Origin of the sequence: Eubacterium ramulus ATCC 29099, from assembly GCF_000469345.1 — a bacterium.
GTDB classification, from domain to species: domain Bacteria; phylum Bacillota; class Clostridia; order Lachnospirales; family Lachnospiraceae; genus Eubacterium_I; species Eubacterium_I ramulus.
This window is the reverse complement of sequence record NZ_KI271187.1, coordinates 41,558-63,941: the sequence shown is the minus strand read 5'-3', so window position 1 is coordinate 63,941 and position 22,384 is coordinate 41,558. Positions and strand designations below refer to the sequence as shown.

16 protein-coding genes are annotated in these 22,384 nt (G+C 41.2%); all 16 read right to left on the bottom strand.

The genetic code is table 11. The features are described 5' to 3' along the window. Positions 1-11 precede the first annotated feature (11 nt). Positions 12-275, bottom strand: a complete 264-nt coding sequence (locus HMPREF0373_RS15035) for an HPr family phosphocarrier protein (protein WP_021740657.1) — start codon at positions 273-275, stop codon at positions 12-14. Between the two features lie 48 nt (positions 276-323). After that, positions 324-1,619, bottom strand: a complete 1,296-nt coding sequence (locus tag HMPREF0373_RS15030; protein ID WP_021740656.1) for a CdaR family protein — start codon at positions 1,617-1,619, stop codon at positions 324-326. After that, entirely contained in the window at positions 1,585-2,493 is a 909-nt protein-coding gene (cdaA, locus tag HMPREF0373_RS15025) for a diadenylate cyclase CdaA (protein ID WP_021740655.1), read from the bottom strand. Before cdaA ends, HMPREF0373_RS15030 begins: the two co-directional genes overlap by 35 nt. Positions 2,494-2,534: 41 nt before the next feature. Then, complete coding sequence (locus tag HMPREF0373_RS15020) at positions 2,535-3,578, bottom strand: hypothetical protein (protein WP_021740654.1); 1,044 nt, start codon at positions 3,576-3,578, stop codon at positions 2,535-2,537. Between the two features lie 18 nt (positions 3,579-3,596). Beyond that, positions 3,597-4,004, bottom strand: coding sequence for a hypothetical protein (locus tag HMPREF0373_RS15015; RefSeq protein ID WP_021740653.1), 408 nt, complete (start codon positions 4,002-4,004; stop codon positions 3,597-3,599). Between the two features lie 136 nt (positions 4,005-4,140). Next, the gene (locus HMPREF0373_RS15010; RefSeq protein ID WP_044964850.1) at positions 4,141-4,836 is read right to left on the bottom strand and encodes a ComF family protein; all 696 of its coding nucleotides are present in this window, start codon (positions 4,834-4,836) and stop codon (positions 4,141-4,143) included. A gap of 3 nt (positions 4,837-4,839) precedes the next feature. Continuing rightward, the gene (recD2, locus tag HMPREF0373_RS15005; RefSeq protein WP_021740651.1) at positions 4,840-7,044 is read right to left on the bottom strand and encodes an SF1B family DNA helicase RecD2; all 2,205 of its coding nucleotides are present in this window, start codon (positions 7,042-7,044) and stop codon (positions 4,840-4,842) included. 53 nt (positions 7,045-7,097) lie between these two features. After that, positions 7,098-8,093, bottom strand: a complete 996-nt coding sequence (mreB, locus tag HMPREF0373_RS15000) for a rod shape-determining protein (RefSeq protein ID WP_021740650.1) — start codon at positions 8,091-8,093, stop codon at positions 7,098-7,100. A gap of 636 nt (positions 8,094-8,729) precedes the next feature. Further along, complete coding sequence (uvrA, locus tag HMPREF0373_RS14995) at positions 8,730-11,552, bottom strand: excinuclease ABC subunit UvrA (protein ID WP_022035994.1); 2,823 nt, start codon at positions 11,550-11,552, stop codon at positions 8,730-8,732. A 44-nt stretch (positions 11,553-11,596) separates the two neighbouring features. Further along, positions 11,597-13,585, bottom strand: coding sequence for an excinuclease ABC subunit UvrB (uvrB, locus tag HMPREF0373_RS14990; protein WP_044964844.1), 1,989 nt, complete (start codon positions 13,583-13,585; stop codon positions 11,597-11,599). Between the two features lie 457 nt (positions 13,586-14,042). Further along, positions 14,043-15,338 (bottom strand): tyrosine-type recombinase/integrase, encoded by a 1,296-nt coding sequence (locus tag HMPREF0373_RS14985; protein ID WP_021740645.1) that lies wholly within the window; start codon positions 15,336-15,338, stop codon positions 14,043-14,045. Continuing rightward, positions 15,325-16,518 (bottom strand): site-specific integrase, encoded by a 1,194-nt coding sequence (locus HMPREF0373_RS14980; protein ID WP_021740644.1) that lies wholly within the window; start codon positions 16,516-16,518, stop codon positions 15,325-15,327. Before HMPREF0373_RS14980 ends, HMPREF0373_RS14985 begins: the two co-directional genes overlap by 14 nt. Positions 16,519-16,533: 15 nt before the next feature. Next, positions 16,534-16,734: a helix-turn-helix domain-containing protein gene (locus HMPREF0373_RS14975; protein ID WP_044964841.1), complete on the bottom strand. Its 201-nt coding sequence runs from the start codon at positions 16,732-16,734 to the stop codon at positions 16,534-16,536. A 357-nt stretch (positions 16,735-17,091) separates the two neighbouring features. Beyond that, positions 17,092-20,085 (bottom strand): DEAD/DEAH box helicase, encoded by a 2,994-nt coding sequence (locus HMPREF0373_RS14970; RefSeq protein WP_021740642.1) that lies wholly within the window; start codon positions 20,083-20,085, stop codon positions 17,092-17,094. Further along, on the bottom strand, positions 20,085-21,059 hold the full coding sequence (locus HMPREF0373_RS16190; protein WP_021740641.1) for a hypothetical protein: 975 nt from the start codon (positions 21,057-21,059) through the stop codon (positions 20,085-20,087). The genes HMPREF0373_RS14970 and HMPREF0373_RS16190 overlap by 1 nt, the downstream gene beginning before the upstream one ends. A gap of 89 nt (positions 21,060-21,148) precedes the next feature. Further along, positions 21,149-22,210 (bottom strand): PcfJ domain-containing protein, encoded by a 1,062-nt coding sequence (locus HMPREF0373_RS17100; RefSeq protein ID WP_207638152.1) that lies wholly within the window; start codon positions 22,208-22,210, stop codon positions 21,149-21,151. Positions 22,211-22,384: the final 174 nt, after the last annotated feature.

Sequence of the window (22,384 nt, the reverse complement as noted above, 5' to 3'; positions counted from 1 at the left end):
CTCTTTTCCTGTTATTCCCCCAAACCGTTTTGTATCACTAATACAATTCCTGCCAGCGCTTCTTCTTCATCTTCTCCCTCACAGACAAATTCAATCTCATCATTGTACTTAATGCCTGCCGCCAGCACACTCAAAAGGCTCTTTACATTTGTAATCATTGTTCCTCTCTGAAAAGAAATCTTTGATTTGTATTTGATCGCCTCGTCGCATAATTTTCCCGCAGGACGCAGATGCAGTCCCGCAGGATTTTTAATTTTTACTTTCTGACAAACCATCTTGTATCCCCTCCAAATACATCTTAGGTGTTTCTTCTTATCCTTATTTTACTGTGAAGAGCTGTTTGCTCCTTCTGAATTACTGTCACTTCCACTGTTTCCGGAAGATGATTTTTCCGTCACGGTAACAGCCGTATATATGGTCTCACTGACACTGTAATTTCCATCCAGCTTTACTTCCGCTGCCAGAACTCCGGTGTTAAATCCGGAAGCATCAATAGTTCCTGTGATAGATTCCGGATTGATATCTGCAAAATCCTCAGCAAATCCCAGAATGTTCACCGTCACGGTATCTGCATTAAATTGCATGGACAGATTTGACGGAAGATTTTTCACTGTGATGTTCTTCACCGGAACGGCAAAAGCCTTTGCCGTTTTTCCTTCTATAACCAGTGTCACATTGATCTGTTTTTGTTGATCTGATGCCAGTTCCACTCCATCCGGCAGGAATTTCGTCAGGTCTACACCGGCAGTCACATCTGATGTCGCCCCCGCAATACTCATCTGTGACCCGGAGATTTCCAATTCACTGATACCGGCAAGTGCTTCACTGCTGCCCACCAGCTTAACGCTGGAAACGCTGCATTCTGCTTTTTCATACCGATATCCGTCTGCCGGGGTTCCATTTGTAGTAAATTTCAATGGCACCGATTTTCCCATTGTAATTTTCACATCTACCGCCACCGACGTACGGTTCAATGTCAGACGATCCTGAGAAATCTCATTTCCGGCTTCATCCAGCAGAACAACCTTGCTGTTTGTTGCCATATCTTCCCCGACACCACTGACATCCACGATTGCTTCCACAGTTGCAATCTGACTCAGAACGGATTCCGGACCGGTGATGGTCACTTTTTTAGGATCCGCGGTCGCAGTCTCCACATAACAATATGCCGCCGGGGTACCCTTAGTCACAACTTTCACCGCATATTTCTCAGTTTTAAGATTCTCCACACTGATTTTTAACGTTGCATCCCGCTTATTGATCTCAATCTGCCCCGAATAACGGGAAGCAGCCACACTGACCGGAACAGTGGTCAGTTCATCATTCACATTCTCCATATTTGCCACTGCGGTAAAATCAGAATCTGATAATTCTTCAATGATTGAGCGTTTACCGGTAACTGTAAAGGAAATCTTGTCTGAATTGTTCAGAATATCATATGTCTTTCCCATATCAGTAAGGTAGTCACTGTTCTCTATTGTTACCGGAATTGTAAATCCCTTTGTTTTTTCCGGATCTTCAATATTTACAACTACCAACCAGATGACAATTGCAAATACAACTGCCAGCACTTTGAGACCGAAATTATTTGTAATCCGCTTTGTCAGTTTGCGCAACATGTTTCAGCCTCCTTTTCAGTTTTGTCAGATACGGTTCGGTGTCCTTCGAAAGTTTTGCTGCAAATCTCAGCTTACTTTTCAGGAAATCCGCATCAATATTACGATACAGAGTACCTTCCACGGCCAGGGAAACAGCTCCTGTCTCTTCTGATACAACAATAGTCATAGAATCACTGACCTCGCTGATACCAACAGCGGCACGATGACGGGTTCCCAGTTCTTTACTAAGTTCCATATTATCCGATAAGGGCAGATAGCAGGTCGCAGACACGATCCTGTCTCCCCGCACAATGATTGCACCGTCATGCAACGGTGTGTTATGTTCAAAAATATTGATCAGAAGCTGGCTGGAAACCAGAGAATCCAGAGGTATTCCGGTACGGATATACTCATTCAGCATCACATCACGTTCAACAACAATCAACGCACCTGTTTTCACCTTGCCCATCTCATAACAGGCTTTCGCAATCTCGTTGATCGTCTTCTCGGAAAAACGCACCGGATTTGACTTCTGAAAATCAAAATTAAAAAACGCGGTAAGAAAATTCTTCCTGCCCAGCCGTTCCAGTGCATTTCGCAACTCCGGCTGAAAAATAATGACCAGTGCGATCGCTGCAACATTTACAACTTTTCCCGACAACCACAGGATCGTGTTCATCTGGAACAACGCTGCCAGCAAAAGGAATATCAGGATCACGATAATTCCTTTAAACAGCATCCATGCCCGTGTATTTTTCACCCATACCATAACATGATACAGTACAAAAGCAATAATAATGATCTCTATAATATCTGTCGGTCCTATCTTCGGTTTATCAATCCAGGAAAGATATTTATCCATAAATGCATATAATGCTGATCCGATCTCCCGCATTTTTTCACTTCCTCTCCTTGCTCATTATCCCTGCGTTTATTCTATTTATCATGCAGTTCTTTCAGAACTTGTTCCTCCAGTTCATCTCCGATTTCTTTCTTGGTATTCACATGAACAGAGTTTACTTTTTTTCCACGGGTACTCTTCCGCTTCTTTGTCCGTTTGGCATTGATATGCTTGACCTGCTTATCCTCCACTGATACAAAAACCTTCGGAACGGCTCTGACATAGTAATAATATTCATCATCTTCAAACTGTGTATGCTCCACCCGGCTATAATCCACACTGAGGATCATAAAATCAAGCACCAGTGCAATAACCAGCGATACCATACAGCCCAGGATTACCCGCACGATCCGACCTGTCTCACCAAGATAAATCTCACCGCTGCAAATCACGCCAAGCTGCACGGCAATACCGAGAACGATTGCAATCGTTCTTGCATGATCCACACTAAGTCTTCTGACACAGGAAACGATAACTGTCGCTGCTGCAAATGCTGCCAGATAGAAATACATCTCTTTATCGGTAAAAATCTGCAGCACGGCAAGTGTCACCACACTTTTCTTTGTAATAGTCTCTTTGGCTGAAAAAAGTGCTGCATTCTGATTCACACTTTTTAACAGAAAGTATACAAACTCTCCACATACAACTGCTACTACCGTATATATCCGGTCAAGAATTCCTGCTGCCACCGGCATTACATAGGGAATACCTGCAATTCCAAGTACTGAAGTCAGTACCGTATAAATGCCTTTTTTGCTGGTAAAACGATAATAAATGCAAAAAAGAGCCACAAAGATCAATGCCACAATACCGCATAACTCCAGTGACAGTGCATAACAGTTCAGCAATATGAGCAGTGCACCGAAAAACAGCATCATGCCGGAAGGCAAAAATGAACACAATAATGCACAGAGCAGTGCAATCGGATACTCTTTTAAAATGTCCATATAACCAATCTGATGATTGATCAGCGAAAATGCCAGAAAAGCAACCAGAAACCGAAAGACTGCCATTGCATAGATCTCATATTTTCCGATAAAACGATAGATGTGTTCTTTTATTTTCAAAAGTTGAACCATTGTTTCCTCCTGACAATCCTACTCTTCCCCTGCTTTTTCCTCAGCAAGATAGGATTTATTCAATCGGTGCAGAAAATGCAGATACAGATTGCGTCGCTCCCGACACACCTTATGCCGGTGAATTGCCACGGCAACACAGATTACCAGATATACTGCCATAAATATTCCATAAAAAATCAATAACTGCTTTAACAGTGTCCCATAATGAATATCTGAAAGCCACTGGTTAAATATGTCCCATCTGGAACAGCCCCAAAGCAGCAACACAGTACAAAAACAGATTGTTCCAAAGAAAAATCCTTTGACCATCTCAAAAATCACATAATCACTCCGCCGATATGTGCTGATTTTCAATTCTCGTTCGCCAACCCCACTCTCCAGAATGGACAATCTGGTCATTTCCCGGACTCTATCCTGATTGATCATATTCTTCACCCATTTTTACTCATTCAAAAATGCCCTCGGCATTCTTGCTGCTCACCACCTATAAAGGTGGGAGTCATCTCACATCTGATATACTTTATGACGAGTATAACATAAATCGCCATGCAAGAAAAGTTTTTTATCCCCCGATTGCAACCGCTGCCACATACACCTTACACTCCCCCGCTGCTTGCAGACATCGGGCTGCTTCATCCACGGTGCTTCCGGTAGTATAAATATCATCCACCAGTAAAATACAGGCATTCGGCGGCAATGCACATTTTACAGAAAAAGCCCCCTGCAAATTCTGCTTTCTCTCGATGTCATTCAGTTTTTTCTGCGGTTTTGTCCGCCGCACCCGGTACAAAGTGTGCGTATCCACCGGAATATGCAATACATCCGATATCCCTTTTGCAATCCATTCCGCCTGATTATATCCGCGTTTCCGTTTTCTCGACGGATGCAGCGGAACCGGAATGATCAGCCCGATACCGCACTGACAGATCCACGGTCCCAGTCTGTGCGCCATGGTCTGTCCATACACCCTCGCGTATTCTCTCCGATTGCCATATTTCATACGATACAGCGATAATTTTACCGGACCACGGTAGGACAGCAGTGCTCTTCCACGGACAAAAGCATGCTGCCGTCTGCTGCAGTCCCTGCAGTATTCTGCCTCTGCTGCGTCCAGAGGCTTACCGCATTTCATACAGTAATGCTCTTTCACAAAAAAAAGTTTCTTTGTGCACACCGGACAGATACCATCGGAACTGATTTCACCACACACCGGACAACGGGGTGGATATAAATAGTCTAAGCATTTCCAGAATTTCAAACTTTATAATTCCTCCAGGCGGTCTCTCAGACCACTATAACGTTTCTGTTCATTTACATTTGCTTCCATATTGTAAAAGGCTTTCTCGTCTCCCACCAGCGTTACACATTTACGGGCTCTGGTCACTGCGGTATAGAGCAGATTGCGGTTCATAAGCATCCGAGGCCCCGTCAGTAACGGGATAATGACTGCCGGATATTCACTTCCCTGGGATTTATGTATCGTAATGGCATAAGCCAGATCCAGCTGATCAAGTTCTTTAAAAGGATATTCCACCATCCGGCGTTCTTCATATTCTACGGTCAGTGTCTCAGAAAAACTGTTGATTTCCCGAACGATTCCCATATCACCGTTGAACACACCCAGACCTTTTTCAATTGGAATATTATAACGACTCCGGATTTCCCACTCTGCCTGATAATTATTTTTAATCTGCATAACCTTGTCGCCCACACGGAAAATTGTCTGCCCATGTTCCCGCTCTGACTTTTTTCCATCCGGCGGATTCAGATACTGCTGCAGAATCGTATTCAGACGTTCTACTCCCAGCAGCCCCTTCCGCATCGGAGTCAACACCTGGATATCAAATGGCGATGCGTTTACATACTTTGGCAGTTTCTGCCGGATCAGCTGAATACAGATACTGATGATCACGTTGGCATCATACCGTTTCAGGAAAAAGAAATCTCTGCTTTTATTATCCAGAGAAACCGGTTCCCCACGGTTGATCTTGTGGGCGTTGACAATAATATCACTCTCCGATGCCTGTCGGAAAATCCGGTTCAGCCGTACCACATTGCATGCATGAGAATCGATGATATCTTTCAGCACACAGCCCGGACCGACACTCGGAAGCTGGTTCACATCCCCCACAAGGATCAGACGGGTTCCTGCCACAACAGCTTTTAGCAGATTATGCATCAGCGTGATATCTACCATAGACATCTCATCGATGATAATGACGTCTGTCTCCAATGGGTTCTGTTCATTCCGCTCGAAACCTGCATGTTCATCCATGCCGCCAGACAGCTCCAGCAGCCGGTGAATTGTTTTTGCCTCGTAACCGGTAGTCTCACTCATCCGCTTCGCTGCACGGCCGGTAGGCGCTGCCAATGCAATATCCATGCCTTCTGATTCAAAATACTGAATGATCGTATTAATCGTCGTAGTCTTTCCGGTACCAGGTCCTCCGGTGATAACTAACAGTCCGCTCCGTACCGCTTCCTTTACAGCGGTGCGCTGCATCTCATCTAATTCCAGTTCCGACAATTGCTCGATTTTACGGATTCTCTGCTCCACCGCAGTTTCCGAAAAATCGTATTTTACATTCAGTTCCCGCAACATCACTGCCACATTAAGTTCCATATAATAAAATGTGGACGCATAAATCTGTACTTCTGCTTCCGACTGCTTCAGGATCAGTTTCCGATCAATGGCCATATCCATATAATGCTTTTCCACCCCGGAAGCATCCACTCCAAGGAGTTCACATGCCCTGCGGGTGAGCAATTCTTCCGGCAGATACGTGTGTCCTTCCAGCGAAGCCTGCTGAAGCACATACATGATCCCACTGCGAATACGGAAATCCGAGTCCAGATGGATCCCTACCCGATGGGCAATCTCATCCGCAATTTTAAAACCAACGCCAGTCACATCCTCCGCCATCCGGTAAGGATTTTCCTGAATGATCCGATACATATCCAACTGATATGTCTGGTATATTTTTACCGCCAGTGACAATGATATCCCGTAATTCTGTAAAAAGATCATTGCCTGACGTAATTCTCGCTTTTCTTCTGTCTGCTGTGCGATCTCCTGTGCTTTTCGTTCACTGATGCCCTTGATCTCTGCCAGACGCTCCGGCTCTTCCTCAATAATGCGGAACGTATCCTCTTTGAACTTCCGCACGATCCGTGCTGCCAGCGCTGCTCCGACACCTTTGATCGCTCCCGATCCCAGATATCGTTCAATCGAAGCAATATCCTCCGGTGCTTTGATACTGTATTGCTGCACTTTGAACTGCGGACCATAGGAAGGATGTACCGTATATTCCCCGGTCAACTCCAGACTTTCTCCTTCGCTGATCATCTGAAACACACCCACGCAGGTAACCTCATCCTCTTCATTGGATGCCAAATTTAAAACTGTATATCCATTCTCTTCATTCCGATATACGATATGTTCTACAAATCCGGTGATTGTTTCCATAATTCTCCCTGTTTAAGCAAAAGAGACAGCCTGATGACTGTCTCTCTCATTACTTACTGCTCATCTCTTTTTCCGGAAAGGAATTCTACATATTTTCCGGTTCCAATGGCAACACAGGTCATCGGATCCTCTGCTGTCATGGTATTGATTCCGGTATGTGACTCGATCAGTTCTTCCAGTCCACGAAGCAGTGCTCCGCCTCCGGTAAGAACGATTCCACGGTCTGCCACATCGGCTGCCAGCTCTGGCGGTGTCTTCTCCAGGACACTGTGTACGGCATCTACAATCTGCATGGTCGCCTCTCGCAGCGCTTCTTCTGTCTCCTCGGAAGAAACGGTCACGGTCTTCGGCAGTCCGGTTACCAGGTTTCGTCCTCTGACATCCAGTGTCATCGGCTCCGGCAACGGATAACATGTACCAATCTTAATCTTGATATCCTCTGCGGTACGCTCACCGATCAGAAGATTATGTTTCTTTCTCATGTAACGTACCAGTGCTTCATCAAAATCGTCTCCAGCAATTTTGATGGATGTACTTACTACGGTACCTCCCAGTGAAATAACAGCGATATCTGCCGTACCACCACCGATATCTACGATCATATTTCCACATGGTCTGGAAATATCAATACCAGCTCCGATTGCTGCTGCAATCGGCTCCTCGATGATTTTTACATCTCTGGCTCCAGCCTGGAATGTCGCATCTTCTACAGCTTTTTTTTCAACCTCTGTAACACCACTCGGCACACAGACACTGATCAGCGGTTTACGGAAGCTTTTTTTGCCAACGGCCTTCTGAATGAAATATTTCATCATTTTTTCAGTTACCGTATAATCAGAAATAACACCCTGACGCAGCGGTCGTACTGCCACGATATTTCCCGGTGTTCTTCCAAGCATCAGTCTTGCTTCCTCACCAATTGCTTTTATTTTATTTGTATCACGGTCAAATGCTACAACAGACGGCTCTTTTAATACAACGCCTTTGCCTTTGACATAAACAAGAATACTTGCTGTTCCTAAATCAATTCCAATATCAGTTGAAATCATCTCATTTTCTCCTTTCCTATCTTATGCTTCTATTTTTACTGCTCATGCTTCTAATACATGTAAAGCGGACACTCGCAATCCGATTTCGCTACTTGCTCATGAACGCAGTCGCTTTGCGACCTGCGTTCATATTGTACATTTATCAATCTTACTTAAAATTCATTTTCGCCGAACTCTTTTCAGAAGATGAATCGGCATACGCGTTTTTATTATATACAAATAATTGCATTTTTCAAAGTGTTTTTTTTCTTTTCAGAGAAATCGACGATGATTTAACCATTTCTTAATATTTTTTTAGGAAAAGTAATTCTTTTTTTCCAAAATGTTCGCATTTTTATCACAGAATGGACACATTCTCTTTTTATACTAACACTCGTAATCGATTATAAAAGGCTTACGCTTTTTATAATAAATTTTTCATAACTCAAGCTTCCCGGATCCCCCAAGTCCGGGAAGTACTCCCCGAATATTCAGGCACCGCGGATGCGGTGCCTTTTGTTATTAATACTTCTTCAGAGCCATTCGAAAAACATCTTTTCCATGCTCTATTCTTCTCATGCCTGGCTTCCCGCCAAACAGATTGGTATCCAAAAGTGTTCATTCCTGCAAGCATGATTCACACTTTTCCCGGAAGAATTACAGATATTTCTTCACATATTTTCCGGTATAGGAAATCGGATTCTCCGCCACCTGTTCGGGTGTACCTTCTGCGATCACCGTTCCGCCGCCATCGCCACCTTCCGGCCCCATATCAATGATATAATCCGCAGTCTTGATAACATCCAGATTGTGTTCGATAACAACCACCGTATTTCCACCATCTGCCAGTCGGTGCAGAATTTCGATCAGTTTATGCACATCCGCAAAATGCAGTCCCGTCGTAGGCTCATCCAGAATATAGATAGTTTTTCCGGTGCTCCGTTTACTCAGCTCGGTTGCCAGTTTGATACGCTGTGCTTCTCCGCCGGACAGTGTTGTGGAAGGCTGACCGAGCCGTACATAAGACAGTCCCACATCGTACAGTGTCTGAATCTTCCGTTGAACAGACGGCACATTTTCAAAAAAGGTCAATGCCTCCTCAACAGTCATGTCCAGCACATCATATATGCTTTTTCCTTTATATTTGATCTCCAGTGTTTCACGGTTATACCGTTTTCCCTGACATACTTCACAAGGTACATACACATCCGGCAGAAAATGCATTTCAATCTTCAGGATGCCATCACCGGAACATGCCTCGCAGCGTCCCCCTTTGACATTGAAGCTGAAACGCCCTTTTTTGTAGCCCCGTGCTTTCGCATCCGGCGTTGCTGCAAACAGATCACGGATCTGATCAAACACACCGGTATAAGTCGCAGGATTGGAACGCGGTGTTCTTCCGATTGGCGACTGATCAATACAGATGACTTTATCCAACTGCTCCAGGCCATCAATACCTCTGTGTTTACCCGGAATACAACGTGCACGGTTCAGTGTCCGCGCCAGATGCTTGTACAAAATCTCATTGACCAGAGAACTTTTTCCGGAGCCTGACACTCCTGTCACACAGGTCATGACTCCCAATGGGATCTTCACATCCACATTTTTCAGATTGTTCTCCTTAGCACCGCGGACGGTAATAAACCCGGTCGGCTCTTTTCGCTGCTCCGGTACCGGAATGATCCGTCTGCCACTCAGATATGCACCTGTCAGTGATTTTTCACATGCCATGATATCCTCGACGGTGCCGGCCGCCACGACTTCTCCACCATGTTCTCCGGCTCCCGGTCCGATATCCACGATATAATCCGCTGCACGCATAGTATCTTCATCATGTTCCACAACGATCAGTGTATTGCCCAGATCTTTCAGATTCTTTAATGCCGCAAGAAGCTTATCATTATCACGCTGGTGCAGACCGATGCTTGGCTCATCCAGAATATAGGCAACGCCCACCAGACCGGAACCGATCTGTGTCGCCAGGCGGATACGCTGGGCTTCTCCTCCGGACAATGTTCCCGTTGACCGGGACAACGTCAGATATTCCAGACCCACTTCTTTTAGAAAGCCCACACGGGCACGGATCTCTTTTAAAATCTGATCACCGATCAGATGTTGTTGTGGTGTCAGTTCCAGATCTTCCAGAAAGACACACAGATCCTTTACTGACATGGATGTGATCTCATGAATATTTTTATCCGCAATGGTAACCGCAAGAGATTCTTTTTTCAGTCGCTGCCCATGGCAGGCTTTACACGGCGTGATCCGCATAAATGTCTCATATTCCTGCTTCGTCATATCCGACCCTGTCTCACGATAACGACGCTCCACATTGCGGATCAGCCCCTCAAATGCTACGTCGTAAACACCGACACCACGCTGACCACGATAATGTACCACCACTTTTCTGCCATCTGTTCCATGAAGGATCACATCCCTCACTGCTTCCGGCAGTTCCTCATATGGTGTATTCAAATCGAAATCATACTCCTCTGCCAAAGCCTTCAAAATCGCATAAGTGTAGCTGGATGGATCACGGGAAGACTGCCAGCCCATAACCTGGATTGCTCCCTCTGCCAGAGACAGACGCTTATCCGGGATCATCAGATCCTCATCAAATTCCATTTTGTAACCAAGGCCGAAACACTCCGGACAGGCACCAAAAGGATTATTAAACGAAAAGCTTCTTGGCTCAATCTCATCAATGCTGATACCGCAGTCCGGACAGGAAAAACTCTGGGAAAACTGTATCTGTTCCCCGCCAATGACATCCACCGTCATCAGACCGTCTGCCAGTTCCAGAACATTTTCAATGGAATCCACCAGACGTTTTTCAATGCCTTCCTTTACCACCAGACGATCAACCACCACTTCAATGTTGTGTTTTTTATTTTTATCCAGGCTGATCTCCTCGGTCAGTTCATACACACTTCCATCAATCTGTACACGGACATAACCGCTGCGCTTGATGCTGTCCAGCAGCTTTTGATGGGTCCCCTTTCTGCCCCGCACCACCGGTGCCAGCAGCTGGATCTTCGTCCGTTCCGGAAGCTGCATGATCTGATCTGCCATCTGATCTACTGTCTGTTTTTTGATCTCTTTCCCACATTTCGGGCAATGCGGGATACCGATCCGGGCATACAGCAGACGGAAATAATCATAAATTTCTGTCACGGTTCCCACGGTAGAACGTGGGTTGCGGTTTGTGGATTTCTGGTCAATAGAAATCGCCGGAGACAGTCCCTCAATCTTCTCCACATTCGGTTTTTCCATCTGTCCAAGAAACTGCCGGGCATAGGATGATAAAGATTCCATATAACGGCGCTGTCCTTCCGCATAAATGGTATCAAAGGCCAATGAGGACTTTCCGGAACCGGACAGGCCGGTCAGCACGATAAATTTATCCCTTGGAAGGGTCACATCGATATTTTTCAGATTGTGCTCACTGGCTCCTTTAATTTTAATATATTGTTGTGCCATATCTGTTACTCTCTCTTCTTTCACTGTGTTAGTTCTGTTGCAGTCTATGAATCAATTTTTTGCAGCATTTTCTTCAGTTCCACCATCTGGTCACGCAGCTGGGCTGCTGCCTCGAAATTCAGTTCCGCCGCAGCTTTCTTCATCTTTTTCTCCACATCCTGAATAAGCTTCTCCAGTTCTTTCTTACTCATGGATTCCGGATCTTTCTTCAGCTGCATCTCCTCCCTCGCAACTTTCTTGGAAATACTGATCAGATCCCGGACAGATTTCCGGATCGTCTTCGGTGTAATACCATGTTCCTCATTATATGCCATCTGAATTGCACGGCGGCGCTCCGTTTCATCCAATGCCAGACGCATGGAATCCGTAATCGTATCTGCATACATGATAACATGACCTTCACTGTTTCGTGCCGCACGTCCGATGGTCTGAATCAGAGAAGTTTCAGAACGAAGAAATCCTTCCTTGTCCGCATCCAGAATCGCCACCAGCGTAATCTCCGGAATATCCAACCCCTCTCGCAGAAGATTGATTCCAACCAGTACATCAAACACATCCAGACGCAGGTCCCGGATAATTTCTGCACGCTCCAGCGTATCAATATCAGAATGCAGATATTTGACCCGAATACCGATCTCACGCATATAATCGGTCAGATCTTCTGCCATTTTCTTTGTCAGTGTCGTAATCAGAACTTTATGACCGCCAGATGTTTCTTTATTAACTTCGCCGATCAGGTCATCAATCTGCCCTTCCACCGGACGCACTTCCACATACGGATCCAACAGGCCTGTCGGACGGATGATCTGCTCTGCACGCAGTAGTTCATGCTCCTGCTCATACACATTCGGTGTCGCAGACACAAACAGCATCTGATCGATCTTGCTTTCAAATTCTTCAAAATTTAACGGTCGGTTATCCTTTGCAGAAGGCAGGCGGAAGCCATAATCAACCAGTGTCGATTTTCTTGACTGATCTCCGGCATACATCCCCCGCACCTGCGGAATGGTGATATGAGACTCATCCACAATGATCAGGAACTCATCCGGAAAATAGTCCATCAGCGTGTAAGGCGGAACCCCGGGTTCCAGTCCTGCCAGATGTCTCGAATAATTTTCAATACCGCTGCAAAAACCGGTTTCACGCAACATCTCAATATCAAAATTCGTGCGCTCTGCAATACGCTGTGCTTCGATCAGTTTATCTTCACTTTTAAAATAACGCACACGCTCTTCCATCTCTTTTTCGATCTCTTTCGTGGCCTCATTGATTTTTTCCTGCGGAACAACATAATGAGAAGCCGGAAAGATCGCACAATGCTCCAGACGGCTCTTGATCTCACCTGTCAGCACGTCAATCTCCGTAATCCGGTCAATCTCATCACCGAAAAACTCCACACGCACTGCCGTATCTGTATTATTTGCCGGAAAAATTTCCAGTACATCACCGCGCACCCGGAAAGTACCTCGATGAAAATCCATATCGTTTCTCATGTACTGGATATCAATAAGTTGCCGGATCACATCATCCCGGTCACGTTCCATGCCCGGTCGCAGAGAAACCATCATATTCTGATAATCCACCGGACTTCCCAGACCATAGATACAGGAAACACTGGATACAATGATAACATCACTGCGTTCTGTCAGTGCCGCAGTTGCGGAAAGACGCAGTTTGTCAATCTCCTCGTTGATGGCGGAATCCTTCGCAATGTAGGTGTCTGTCGACGGTACGTATGCTTCCGGTTGATAATAATCGTAATAGGAGACAAAATACTCAACTGCATTATTCGGAAAGAATTCTTTGAATTCGCTATAAAGCTGTGCAGCCAGCGTTTTATTATGTGCAATAATGAGTGTTGGCCTATTTAATTCCTTGATAACATTTGCCATTGTAAAAGTCTTGCCAGACCCCGTAACCCCTAGTAAAGTCTGGCATTGGTTGCCTTTCTGGAAACCTTTCACAAGCTGTTCGATAGCCTGCGGTTGATCTCCTGTAGGAGCATATTCTGATACCAGTTCGAAGTGATCCATAGTCAAAAACCTCCTTACTATTTTCATTATTAACCCGAAAATTCGTACATGTCAGGTGAAAAATACGTTCCAATTTTGCTGAAAAATAGGTAAAAAAACGCCAATGTACGAATTTGGTCACCCAAGTGGATATTTTCCGGTTCGCAACACCTCGTACTATCCTCCATGATTTGATACTACAGTATACCACAATTTATCCCTTTTCAAAACTATAAAGACCTATTAGTCAATCATAATACCTAAGCACACAGAACAGCATTACTGATATTTTTCTGCATTTTTATTCCATATATTGTATTCTTATGCACGAACATACGTTCAATTTTAGTATATCTGTTCTTGTGTATTTCGTCAATAAAAGAATTTTTCTACTATCTACTTTTCTCTTTCCCGTAAAAAAAAGAGCATACAGCAAATAACCTGCAGTATACCCTTTTCTATTGATTTCCCATATAGATTAAGCCAATCTATGCAGAACTTTCTTTCCATATTTTTCTTTTAGTATTTGAATATCTTCACTATCATATGGATGCACTTCATCTATAAATGCATCAATCTCCTCTACCCCTCCTTCTATTAATGCCTGCTTGTCTGTATAGACATCAAATGTAATAATCGATTTGGAATGTCCTAACGACGCTGCTATTGCCTTTTGATTGATATCATTCTTCATTAATAATGTGGTATACGTATGACGTAAATCATGAAATCGTATATATGGCAATCCTGCTTCTTCTATTAGTTTTTTATAATGGGTATATATGTATGTGGTAGATCTTGGTCTTCCATAACTAGAACAACAAATGTAATCCATATCTTGAAATACCCATCTTCCATGCTGTCTCCTGCTTCGGTTTTTCTCATATTTTTTCCTTTCTTCTAGTATTTCGCTAAATAAAAAATTAGGAATTTTCTCCACACGATTACTTGCAGGTGTCTTCACATCAATTTCCTGCTTTGTTCGTGTCTTTGGTGCTATTTCATTTTCGTCTACCTCTAAACTTCTTCCTAATTGCCGTTCTATTTTTAATGTGCGATTTTCATAATCTATATCTGTGTACTTTATTCCACTGATTTCACTTTTCCTTAATCCCATTAAGAGTGCAAATAATATATACAGATAAATACGTGTATCTTTTGCTACTTTTATTAAATGCTTTACCTGCTCCAACGCGTACGTTTTTGATTCATCAATTACGATTTCATGGTATGGAACCTTTTTCGCACCTTTAGGAAGATTTAATCCCTCCGCCGGATTATATGTAATCAAATTTTTAGAAAGTGCAAATTCTAATGAGGTATTCAAAATCGGCTTAGCTATTCTTGGAATGGAACTATATTTTTCAACCAACTTTTTATACAATTTTGAAATGTGCCCCTGATTTAACTTTACTAAAGTTAATTTTCCCAATTCTGGAATAATGTGCTTTTCAATACAATTTTTATAAGTATTGTAAGTACAAGCACTTACACCTTCCTTGCTTCTTATAATATTTTCCAACCAATACGTCAGTAGCTCTTCCACTTTTATATTTTTATAAACAACATATTTCTTATCGTGTAATTGAGCAATTACATGATTTCTTTCTTTTTCTGCCTCTTCTTTCTTTGCAAAACCAGAATGTTGGGATTCCTTTTCTTCCATATCATCAAATATCACAGTTACACGAAATCCAAACTTTCCTTTAATTTTTATCACATTGCCAACACGATAATCTACATACGCTCTGAGTTTTATTTTATTTAGATCCATACGCTGCCTCCTCTGCTAGAAATTCCTTATTCAAAAAATCTGTAATCTGATTTCCACCCTCAATTACTTCCAGGTAAAATTCAAATGTTGTATGTACGGAATGATGCCCCAGCAATGCTGATATTTTCGTTAAAGGCACTCCTCTCTCAGCTAGAATTGTAGCATACATATGTCTTAATCCATGCACTGTAATATGTGGCAATCCATTTCTTTCACATAGTCTCCTGATTTCTGTATTTAAAGAACACAACCCTCTTGGATTTCCATTTTTCTGACAAGAAATAAAATTCTGATCTTGAAAGTCTTCTCCCATTCTTTCCTTCAGTAATTGAATTCTATCTTTTCTGCGTTCGACTTCCACCAATATAATTTCGGGCACTTTTAATCTGCGTTTTCCACTTTCGCTTTTTGGATCACGTAAAATACTCTGATACTTTATAATTTCATAAGTTCCCTCCTTGGTTTCTATATCAGCTACCAACTGTCTTTGAACTGTGACCGTTCTTTCTTCAAAATCAAAATCGTCAAATTTCAGTCCTAATATTTCCCCTTTTCTCAGGCCACAATATAACCCCAAAATAATCTCTAAAAACCAATTTCTTTCTTTTGCGGCTGTCAAAAAGCATCTTGTCTGACTTTTATTTAAAACGGTAATCTTTCTTTTGGGTCTTGGATATGTTTTCGTTGCTTTTACTGGATTATTATCTATTAAACGAAGAAACTGTGCATCTTTCATTGCAATATATAATGTTTCCCTGCTTTTGAATCCTGCCGATTTGCAGTATTTTGCCACTTTATCCAATAACTCATTCAAATAATCTGTGCTGACAAACTTCAATTTTATTTTTTCATCTATATTAGGTAATAGCATTCCATATAGCACATAGGATACTAAATATCGGGTAGTTGACTGTACTCTTTCGGAAAAGATACTCACATACCAATAAAGTAAGAAGTTTTTTAATGTTACCTCTTTATCCACTTCTAAAAAGGTCATATTCATCTTCCTATCAAATTCTTTTATATGTTCCTGATACGCTTTTTCTGCTTCTTCAGCTGTTTCAAATCCACCCTTTTTCCCATATTTGATTGTATAATCCGGCAATAATTTTTTTGTTCTATGATTCCAGGTATTTCTCTCAAAAAATGCATGTGGATATTTTTTTACTTTCTTAACCATTCTTTCACCTCTGCTCTATATAGTTTCTCCATTCATCCATCTATCAAAAGAATCCTTAGGCACCCGATATATTCTTCCTATTTTTATAACCCGAAACGGTTCCTGCTTTTTATTTACAGAATCCAGAAATTCATATACCTTACTCCTTCCAATTCCTAAAATCACTTGTATTTCATCCGCGCTATATACTTTTTTGGTAACCTCCATATCTGCCATATTCCACCTCCTTCCCAATTTAAATGACATCTATGTATCCTGTTTCTAGTTTCTTAAACTCACTTCACAAAAGAGCACACAAAAGTTCGAAGCTTTGTATGCCATTCTATGAACTATAATTTCAGCTATTTAGGATTTGTTCTTGCAACTGTTGGATTCATTTTGAGAAAAATTTAAGAAAAAGACACCAAAACTAAATCTGTTTGATGTCTTTCTAAAGAATTATAGGAATAACAATTCCAAAATTATGATACTCTGTCATTAGCAGAGCAAATCTGTAATATATTTGAATTTCTTCAAATAAAAATTCTATTATAAAACTACGATTATCTATATCTGTTGTCAAATAAGAAAATACTAACTAATCTTCTGTTCGCCCCATTGAATCTGAAGTTTTCCTTCCTGGTCCACACTGGTTGTCATCAAAAGGGAAAATATCTGGGGATTGATGCCGAATCTTTCATATAGTTCTCCGTTTTCTAGCAATTGATTTTTCATAAACAGGTTAATTTTCTCCTTCGCCAGTATCATCTTTAGCAGGTTCACTTCAATGGAATTTTCATAAATTAAAAATACCACCTGCTTAAAATTTCTGGACGTATACCGGATAAACCGAAAATAATACTGTTCCATAGCCGCATGATTGTAATGAAGCTCTGGTAGGATAATTTTATCCACATCATCTATATTCATAGATTCTGACAAGCTTTGCTGCGTAGAAAGTAATATCCCATTTTCTGTCTTTCTTAGTTTTTCTACAATCCTCTGCCGCTGCTTGCATGGAACTTTATCCCCTGTGATATAAAAGATCTGCCTTTCTGGAAATGCCTGCTTTAAATATCGGTAATAGGAATCTGCCACTTCTATTCTGCGTACTCCAATCGCAACCTTCTCATACTTCCACATCTGCAAAAGACGGATTGCTTTTTTTACCTTCGTAGGTACTTCATTGCTATCGTATTCGTATGCAAGAGAAGGATCTGCACATATCTTCAGAAGGAGCAGCAGTTGCTGCAAAATCCGAAACATGGAATCCTTTCGTGCATTGCCGTAAGCTGCAAAATACTTCCTGCGGATTTTATCAAACTCTTTTACTGCTATTCGATACACTTCTTTTTCCCTTTCGCTAAAAGAACAGGTTCCCTGGTAAATCTTATAAATTTTCCTTCCTACCACTTCTTCAAAATTTTTTGTTATGACTGTTTTTTCTAATAATTCATCTAAAAATGATGCATTATAAATATCCTGATTTGCCTTCTCCAGACCAAACACTGTAATCTTCTTTGGTAAATAGGAATAAGAAAACAGTTCATACCCTCTTTTATAAGCTGGAAATGGCTGATTCAAAAAGAAGTTCCTATTTTTTTCCATCTGTCCGTTTTTGAATCGGTAGATCCATTCATTCTTTGCCAGATAATGAATAGAGTTGTTATAAAGCAGTTCTAATTGAGGTGCTGCTTCTACCACGTTATTTCTTGTCAGTGTTCCTGTTGCCAGCACTTTATATCTGCATTTTCGAAAAACAGAAAGCATTGCTTTTGTACGTTTTGAACTTCCGTTGGTAATTGCATCACTTTCATCAAAAATCAACATGACTTTCTGACAGCGGATACGTAACAGTTTTTTCATCTCCCTTTTTAATTCCGTAAGCAGATTGATAGTCAAGAGCACAATCTGTCCTCTCTGTACCCTTTTTATGTCCTCCCTCTTCCGAATACGGTAAAAATCAATCTGATAGTCTTCCAATATTTCTTCCCATGTATTATTGATTGCCAGGGCTGTGCCGACAATGAATATATTCCGGACAGGATTATATTTCATTCTGTACTGCGCCATTGCCAGTGTACAAAGGCTTTTTCCAGTTCCCATAGAAAACTGTAGGGCAACGTATCGTTTCTGCAGCAGTTTATTCACTTCTTTTTTCTGTACAGCATTCAGATATTTGACCTCCCCTGTCATTTGACTTGTTACATGCCAATTTTCCAGATATTCTGCAATTTTGTCATCCTGCTTCATTTTCTCAAAAGATGTTTCCTGCAATGCAAATTCTCGCCGTTTCTTCTTTAAGAACTGCTCAAATCCAGGAACTTCTCTTTTGGATAATACAAAAGAATTGATAGAACCCAAATTCATATCGGTCCCATTTTCCCGATAATCCTTTTCTTTAAATCCATAAGTTGTCTTTACAATCCGGATTTCATTCCTGTATGTCTTATTCGCAGAAGATAAAATCCCCTTTAATTTCCGTAAAACATCTTCCGGCTGTATTTTAATTTTTTCCCACTCCTGCCAGGAGAGTTCCTCCGGTTTCGTCTGCTTCAGGTATTTCTGCAAAATCGCTTCTGCCAGTCCAGCTTTATGAGCGATATTTCGATTTCTTTTGATATCAAACAAAAGTTTCACCGTTTTTTCCTGAAATACCTGTTTCTGCTTTGCCTCTAAATCTGTATTCTGACATTCAAAATAAATATTTGCAGCATTTTTTCTTCGTTCCTGAAGAACCGGTAACACATAAGTTTGATAAATTTCCTGTGGCCGCTTCAGAACTTCCAACTCTGTAGTGTATGGTCTTTCTGTTACATACTGACTCTTTTTCTGCAAAATCATTGCTTTTGTCCGAAAAGATGTCACACCATACTCTTTGAATGCATCTGCCGGCAAAGAAAATTGTACAATCAAATTAAACATGTGATTGATTTCTTCAATATCCCCTTTATTTGAAAAATCATCTGAAAGGAAACTTTCCGAGACCAGCAAAACCAAAAGACCCCCGTTTTTCAGTACCTGATATGCTTTTTTGCAGTAATACATCTGGGAAGATACCGGTGCTTCTTTTGTTCCCCATTCCAGATGAAAGGGCGGATTTCCAAACACAATATCCCCGCTTAAAACAGGGGAATACTGCCGGATATCGCCATATTGCAGGTTTGCCTTCGGGTAGAGGTACTGGGCAATCTTCACCGCTTTCATATCAATTTCTGTTCCATAGATATTACTTTCTGTAGGAAGATAATTAAAAAAATCTCCTTTACCATAAGTCAAATCATAAATTATATCCTTCGGTTCCGGTTTGACGCAGGCAACAAGAAATTCACATATTTCCGCTGGTGTAAAAAACTGTCCCTGCTCTATTTCTTTTTTCGCTTCTGTATAAGCATGAAAATTTTGAAAGTCTTTCCTGTCCAGTCCATGCAGCCCACCATTTCCCATATATACATTAAAAATATCCTCTGGTGTGATCCCATATAGTTCTGCTTCATGGTTTTCCACTAGATACAGAATTTTCGCATTCAATTTTTGCCTTTGCTCCATTGGTATTTGAAGTCCCTTATCTCTTTTGTATTTTCCCATTAGGCCGCCTCCTTATAGCCGAGATACTCTTTGGCAAAAGACAATGCATGTACACCACTGACAAAAACAATATCCCATCTGCCATTTTTAAAATACTTAAATTTAACAACTTTCTTTCCAAGCGCAGGGTGTTCATCAAAAATCCCTTCTTTCTCTTTTTTCCCGCTATATGAAAAACTTACAAATCTTTCCAGCCAGCCATCATAAATAGAAACTTGTTCTTTACTGGAGTCAAAAAAAGTCAATGCCCGTAAAAGTGCTTTATATTTTTCACTATCCAGACAGATTTCGTATTCTCCCCAAAGATCTGTTTTGCTGCATAACAGGTTTTGAATGGACAGTTTTTTACTTTGCAATTTATATTTTGCATAGGTCACTCCTGCTTTTGCATCTGTTTTAATCTCCTGCTCCACTTTCTCCTGAAAACTAAAACCGCCCAGATAAGAAAAAATATCATCCAAAATCAACGGATACTCAATTCTGGCAAACAAAACTTCATGAAGATTTTCTTCTTTCTGTTTACAGCATTTCTTCCTTTCTTCCCGATAAATTTGCTTCTCTTCTTCTGTTAAAGAAGAAATCCGCTTATGTAATACGGGTTCTGCAGAATCCTGCAGGGAAATATAGCGTTCATACGAATGTTTCTGTATGGCAAGACCATATTTCCGGTTAAAGAAGGAAATAATGGTTCTGATAAAATGATTATGTACCTTTTCCATCAGTTCTATTTGTTTCTTTTTATCCATACAAATCAGGTTCTGTTTGTACACCCTATCTGCATATTTCTGTACCTTTCCATAAAAGGTCAGTTCCTGCTGGTGCAGTGTTTCCATATCTACAAACATACTTAAAAAATGATTTCTGGTACTGTCATATAATTTTTGCTGTATCTGACAAAATTGCTGGTCTTCTTTGGACAGCCTGGTCTTATTTTGGATTTTGACACGTTGTAATTTTTCCAATACATCATTCATATCTCTGTTCCTTTCTCTTCATAAGAAAAGGCAGAAGAATGTTCTAATCCTTCTGCCTGTGTTTCTATTCTCTTAAAATTTTTATATTCCTATGCAGCCTTTTTTTCTTCTTCTCCTTTTAGAAGCCTTAATTTTTCTTCTGCATAATGAACAAATTCTACCATTTCCTGCGGATAACGAATCCGCCCTTTCCCCTGACATTGCACAATCTTCCCTCTTCTCCAGTCAACCGTAAAAAAGGGCTTATCCGGATCGGTCTTTTTCCGGATAAAATACACATCACATTCCCGATTGGCAATATGAGGGATATAACTTCCTACACAATGTCCTAACGCCTGTCCTTCTTTTTGGATTTCCTGATAATTTCCAGGAACTTTTAAGATATAGTCCTGATTCTGAATTTGTTTCCCCAGTAGTTTTATATCTTTCTTCAAAAGTTGGTTCACAGTTCTTCTTTCTTTTGCCTGTTTTTTTCTTTCCATCTTATCTTGTTGTTTTTGATACTCCCGGAAAGTCTTGTCGTGAACATCTTTAAAATTTTTTGGAAACAGAACGTATCGGCTTTTCAGATCATATTCCAATTTTTCTGCCCACTCAATATAATCTTTCCAGCTTCTTATATACGTCTGATAACATTTCATTTCTGCATGACTGATACCAGATACATCACCGGACAACTTATATGCCTTTCCTTTTTCTTCTTTTTCAATCTGCTTTGCCAGATAACTCACAATTTTCCGAATAGATGCATACTGGTTTAATTCCAAGAAATCTCTATTACTCTCAAAAATTTTACAATATGCAAAAATTTCCTGTTCCGACAAATGGATTTTTAGTTTTTCCATTTTCTGTAAAACGCCCCATTCTCTTATCCCCATATTATACTTACTTAGGATAGAGCAATATCGTGAATTTATTCCTAAGAAATGTCTTGTATTCGTTTCCTTTGTTTCTTCCCATTCGTTTGGAAGCTGATATAGGCATTCCAAAGCGATATAAAACATATTCTGCTTCACGAACTGTTCAAGCAATGGGAATTTTAAATATGTCTTCAGATAATATACAACCGGCAGCTCTACAAAACGATTATTTTTGACAAAATAATCTAAGGAGCAATATTCAAATGGTGTTCCTTTAAAAACATTTTTCAAATTATATGGATACACCATTCCAGGCATTTGGGTTATCGTCTGATATGCTTTTATCGTATAATTCAAATGATATCTGTAGTGAAAATACGGATCTATATATTTCTCTTTCCATACATTCTTATGAGCCAAACAGCTATAAACCGGGTAATAAAAATGGAATTTTTCCTGAAATAC

Excerpts from the sequence above, each read along its gene's own strand:
- HMPREF0373_RS15035 (WP_021740657.1), bottom strand. The coding sequence starts at position 275 with ATGGTTTGTCAGAAAGTAAAAATTAAAAATCCTGCGGGACTGCATCTG.
- HMPREF0373_RS15030 (WP_021740656.1), bottom strand. The coding sequence starts at position 1,619 with ATGTTGCGCAAACTGACAAAGCGGATTACAAATAATTTCGGTCTCAAA.
- cdaA (WP_021740655.1), bottom strand. The coding sequence starts at position 2,493 with ATGCGGGAGATCGGATCAGCATTATATGCATTTATGGATAAATATCTT.
- HMPREF0373_RS15020 (WP_021740654.1), bottom strand. The coding sequence starts at position 3,578 with ATGGTTCAACTTTTGAAAATAAAAGAACACATCTATCGTTTTATCGGA.
- HMPREF0373_RS15015 (WP_021740653.1), bottom strand. The coding sequence starts at position 4,004 with ATGATCAATCAGGATAGAGTCCGGGAAATGACCAGATTGTCCATTCTG.
- recD2 (WP_021740651.1), bottom strand. The coding sequence starts at position 7,044 with ATGGAAACAATCACCGGATTTGTAGAACATATCGTATATCGGAATGAA.
- mreB (WP_021740650.1), bottom strand. The coding sequence starts at position 8,093 with ATGATTTCAACTGATATTGGAATTGATTTAGGAACAGCAAGTATTCTT.
- uvrA (WP_022035994.1), bottom strand. The coding sequence starts at position 11,552 with ATGGCACAACAATATATTAAAATTAAAGGAGCCAGTGAGCACAATCTG.
- uvrB (WP_044964844.1), bottom strand. The coding sequence starts at position 13,585 with ATGGATCACTTCGAACTGGTATCAGAATATGCTCCTACAGGAGATCAA.
- HMPREF0373_RS14985 (WP_021740645.1), bottom strand. The coding sequence starts at position 15,338 with ATGGATCTAAATAAAATAAAACTCAGAGCGTATGTAGATTATCGTGTT.
- HMPREF0373_RS14980 (WP_021740644.1), bottom strand. The coding sequence starts at position 16,518 with ATGGTTAAGAAAGTAAAAAAATATCCACATGCATTTTTTGAGAGAAAT.
- HMPREF0373_RS14975 (WP_044964841.1), bottom strand. The coding sequence starts at position 16,734 with ATGGCAGATATGGAGGTTACCAAAAAAGTATATAGCGCGGATGAAATA.
- HMPREF0373_RS14970 (WP_021740642.1), bottom strand. The coding sequence starts at position 20,085 with ATGGGAAAATACAAAAGAGATAAGGGACTTCAAATACCAATGGAGCAA.
- HMPREF0373_RS16190 (WP_021740641.1), bottom strand. The coding sequence starts at position 21,059 with ATGAATGATGTATTGGAAAAATTACAACGTGTCAAAATCCAAAATAAG.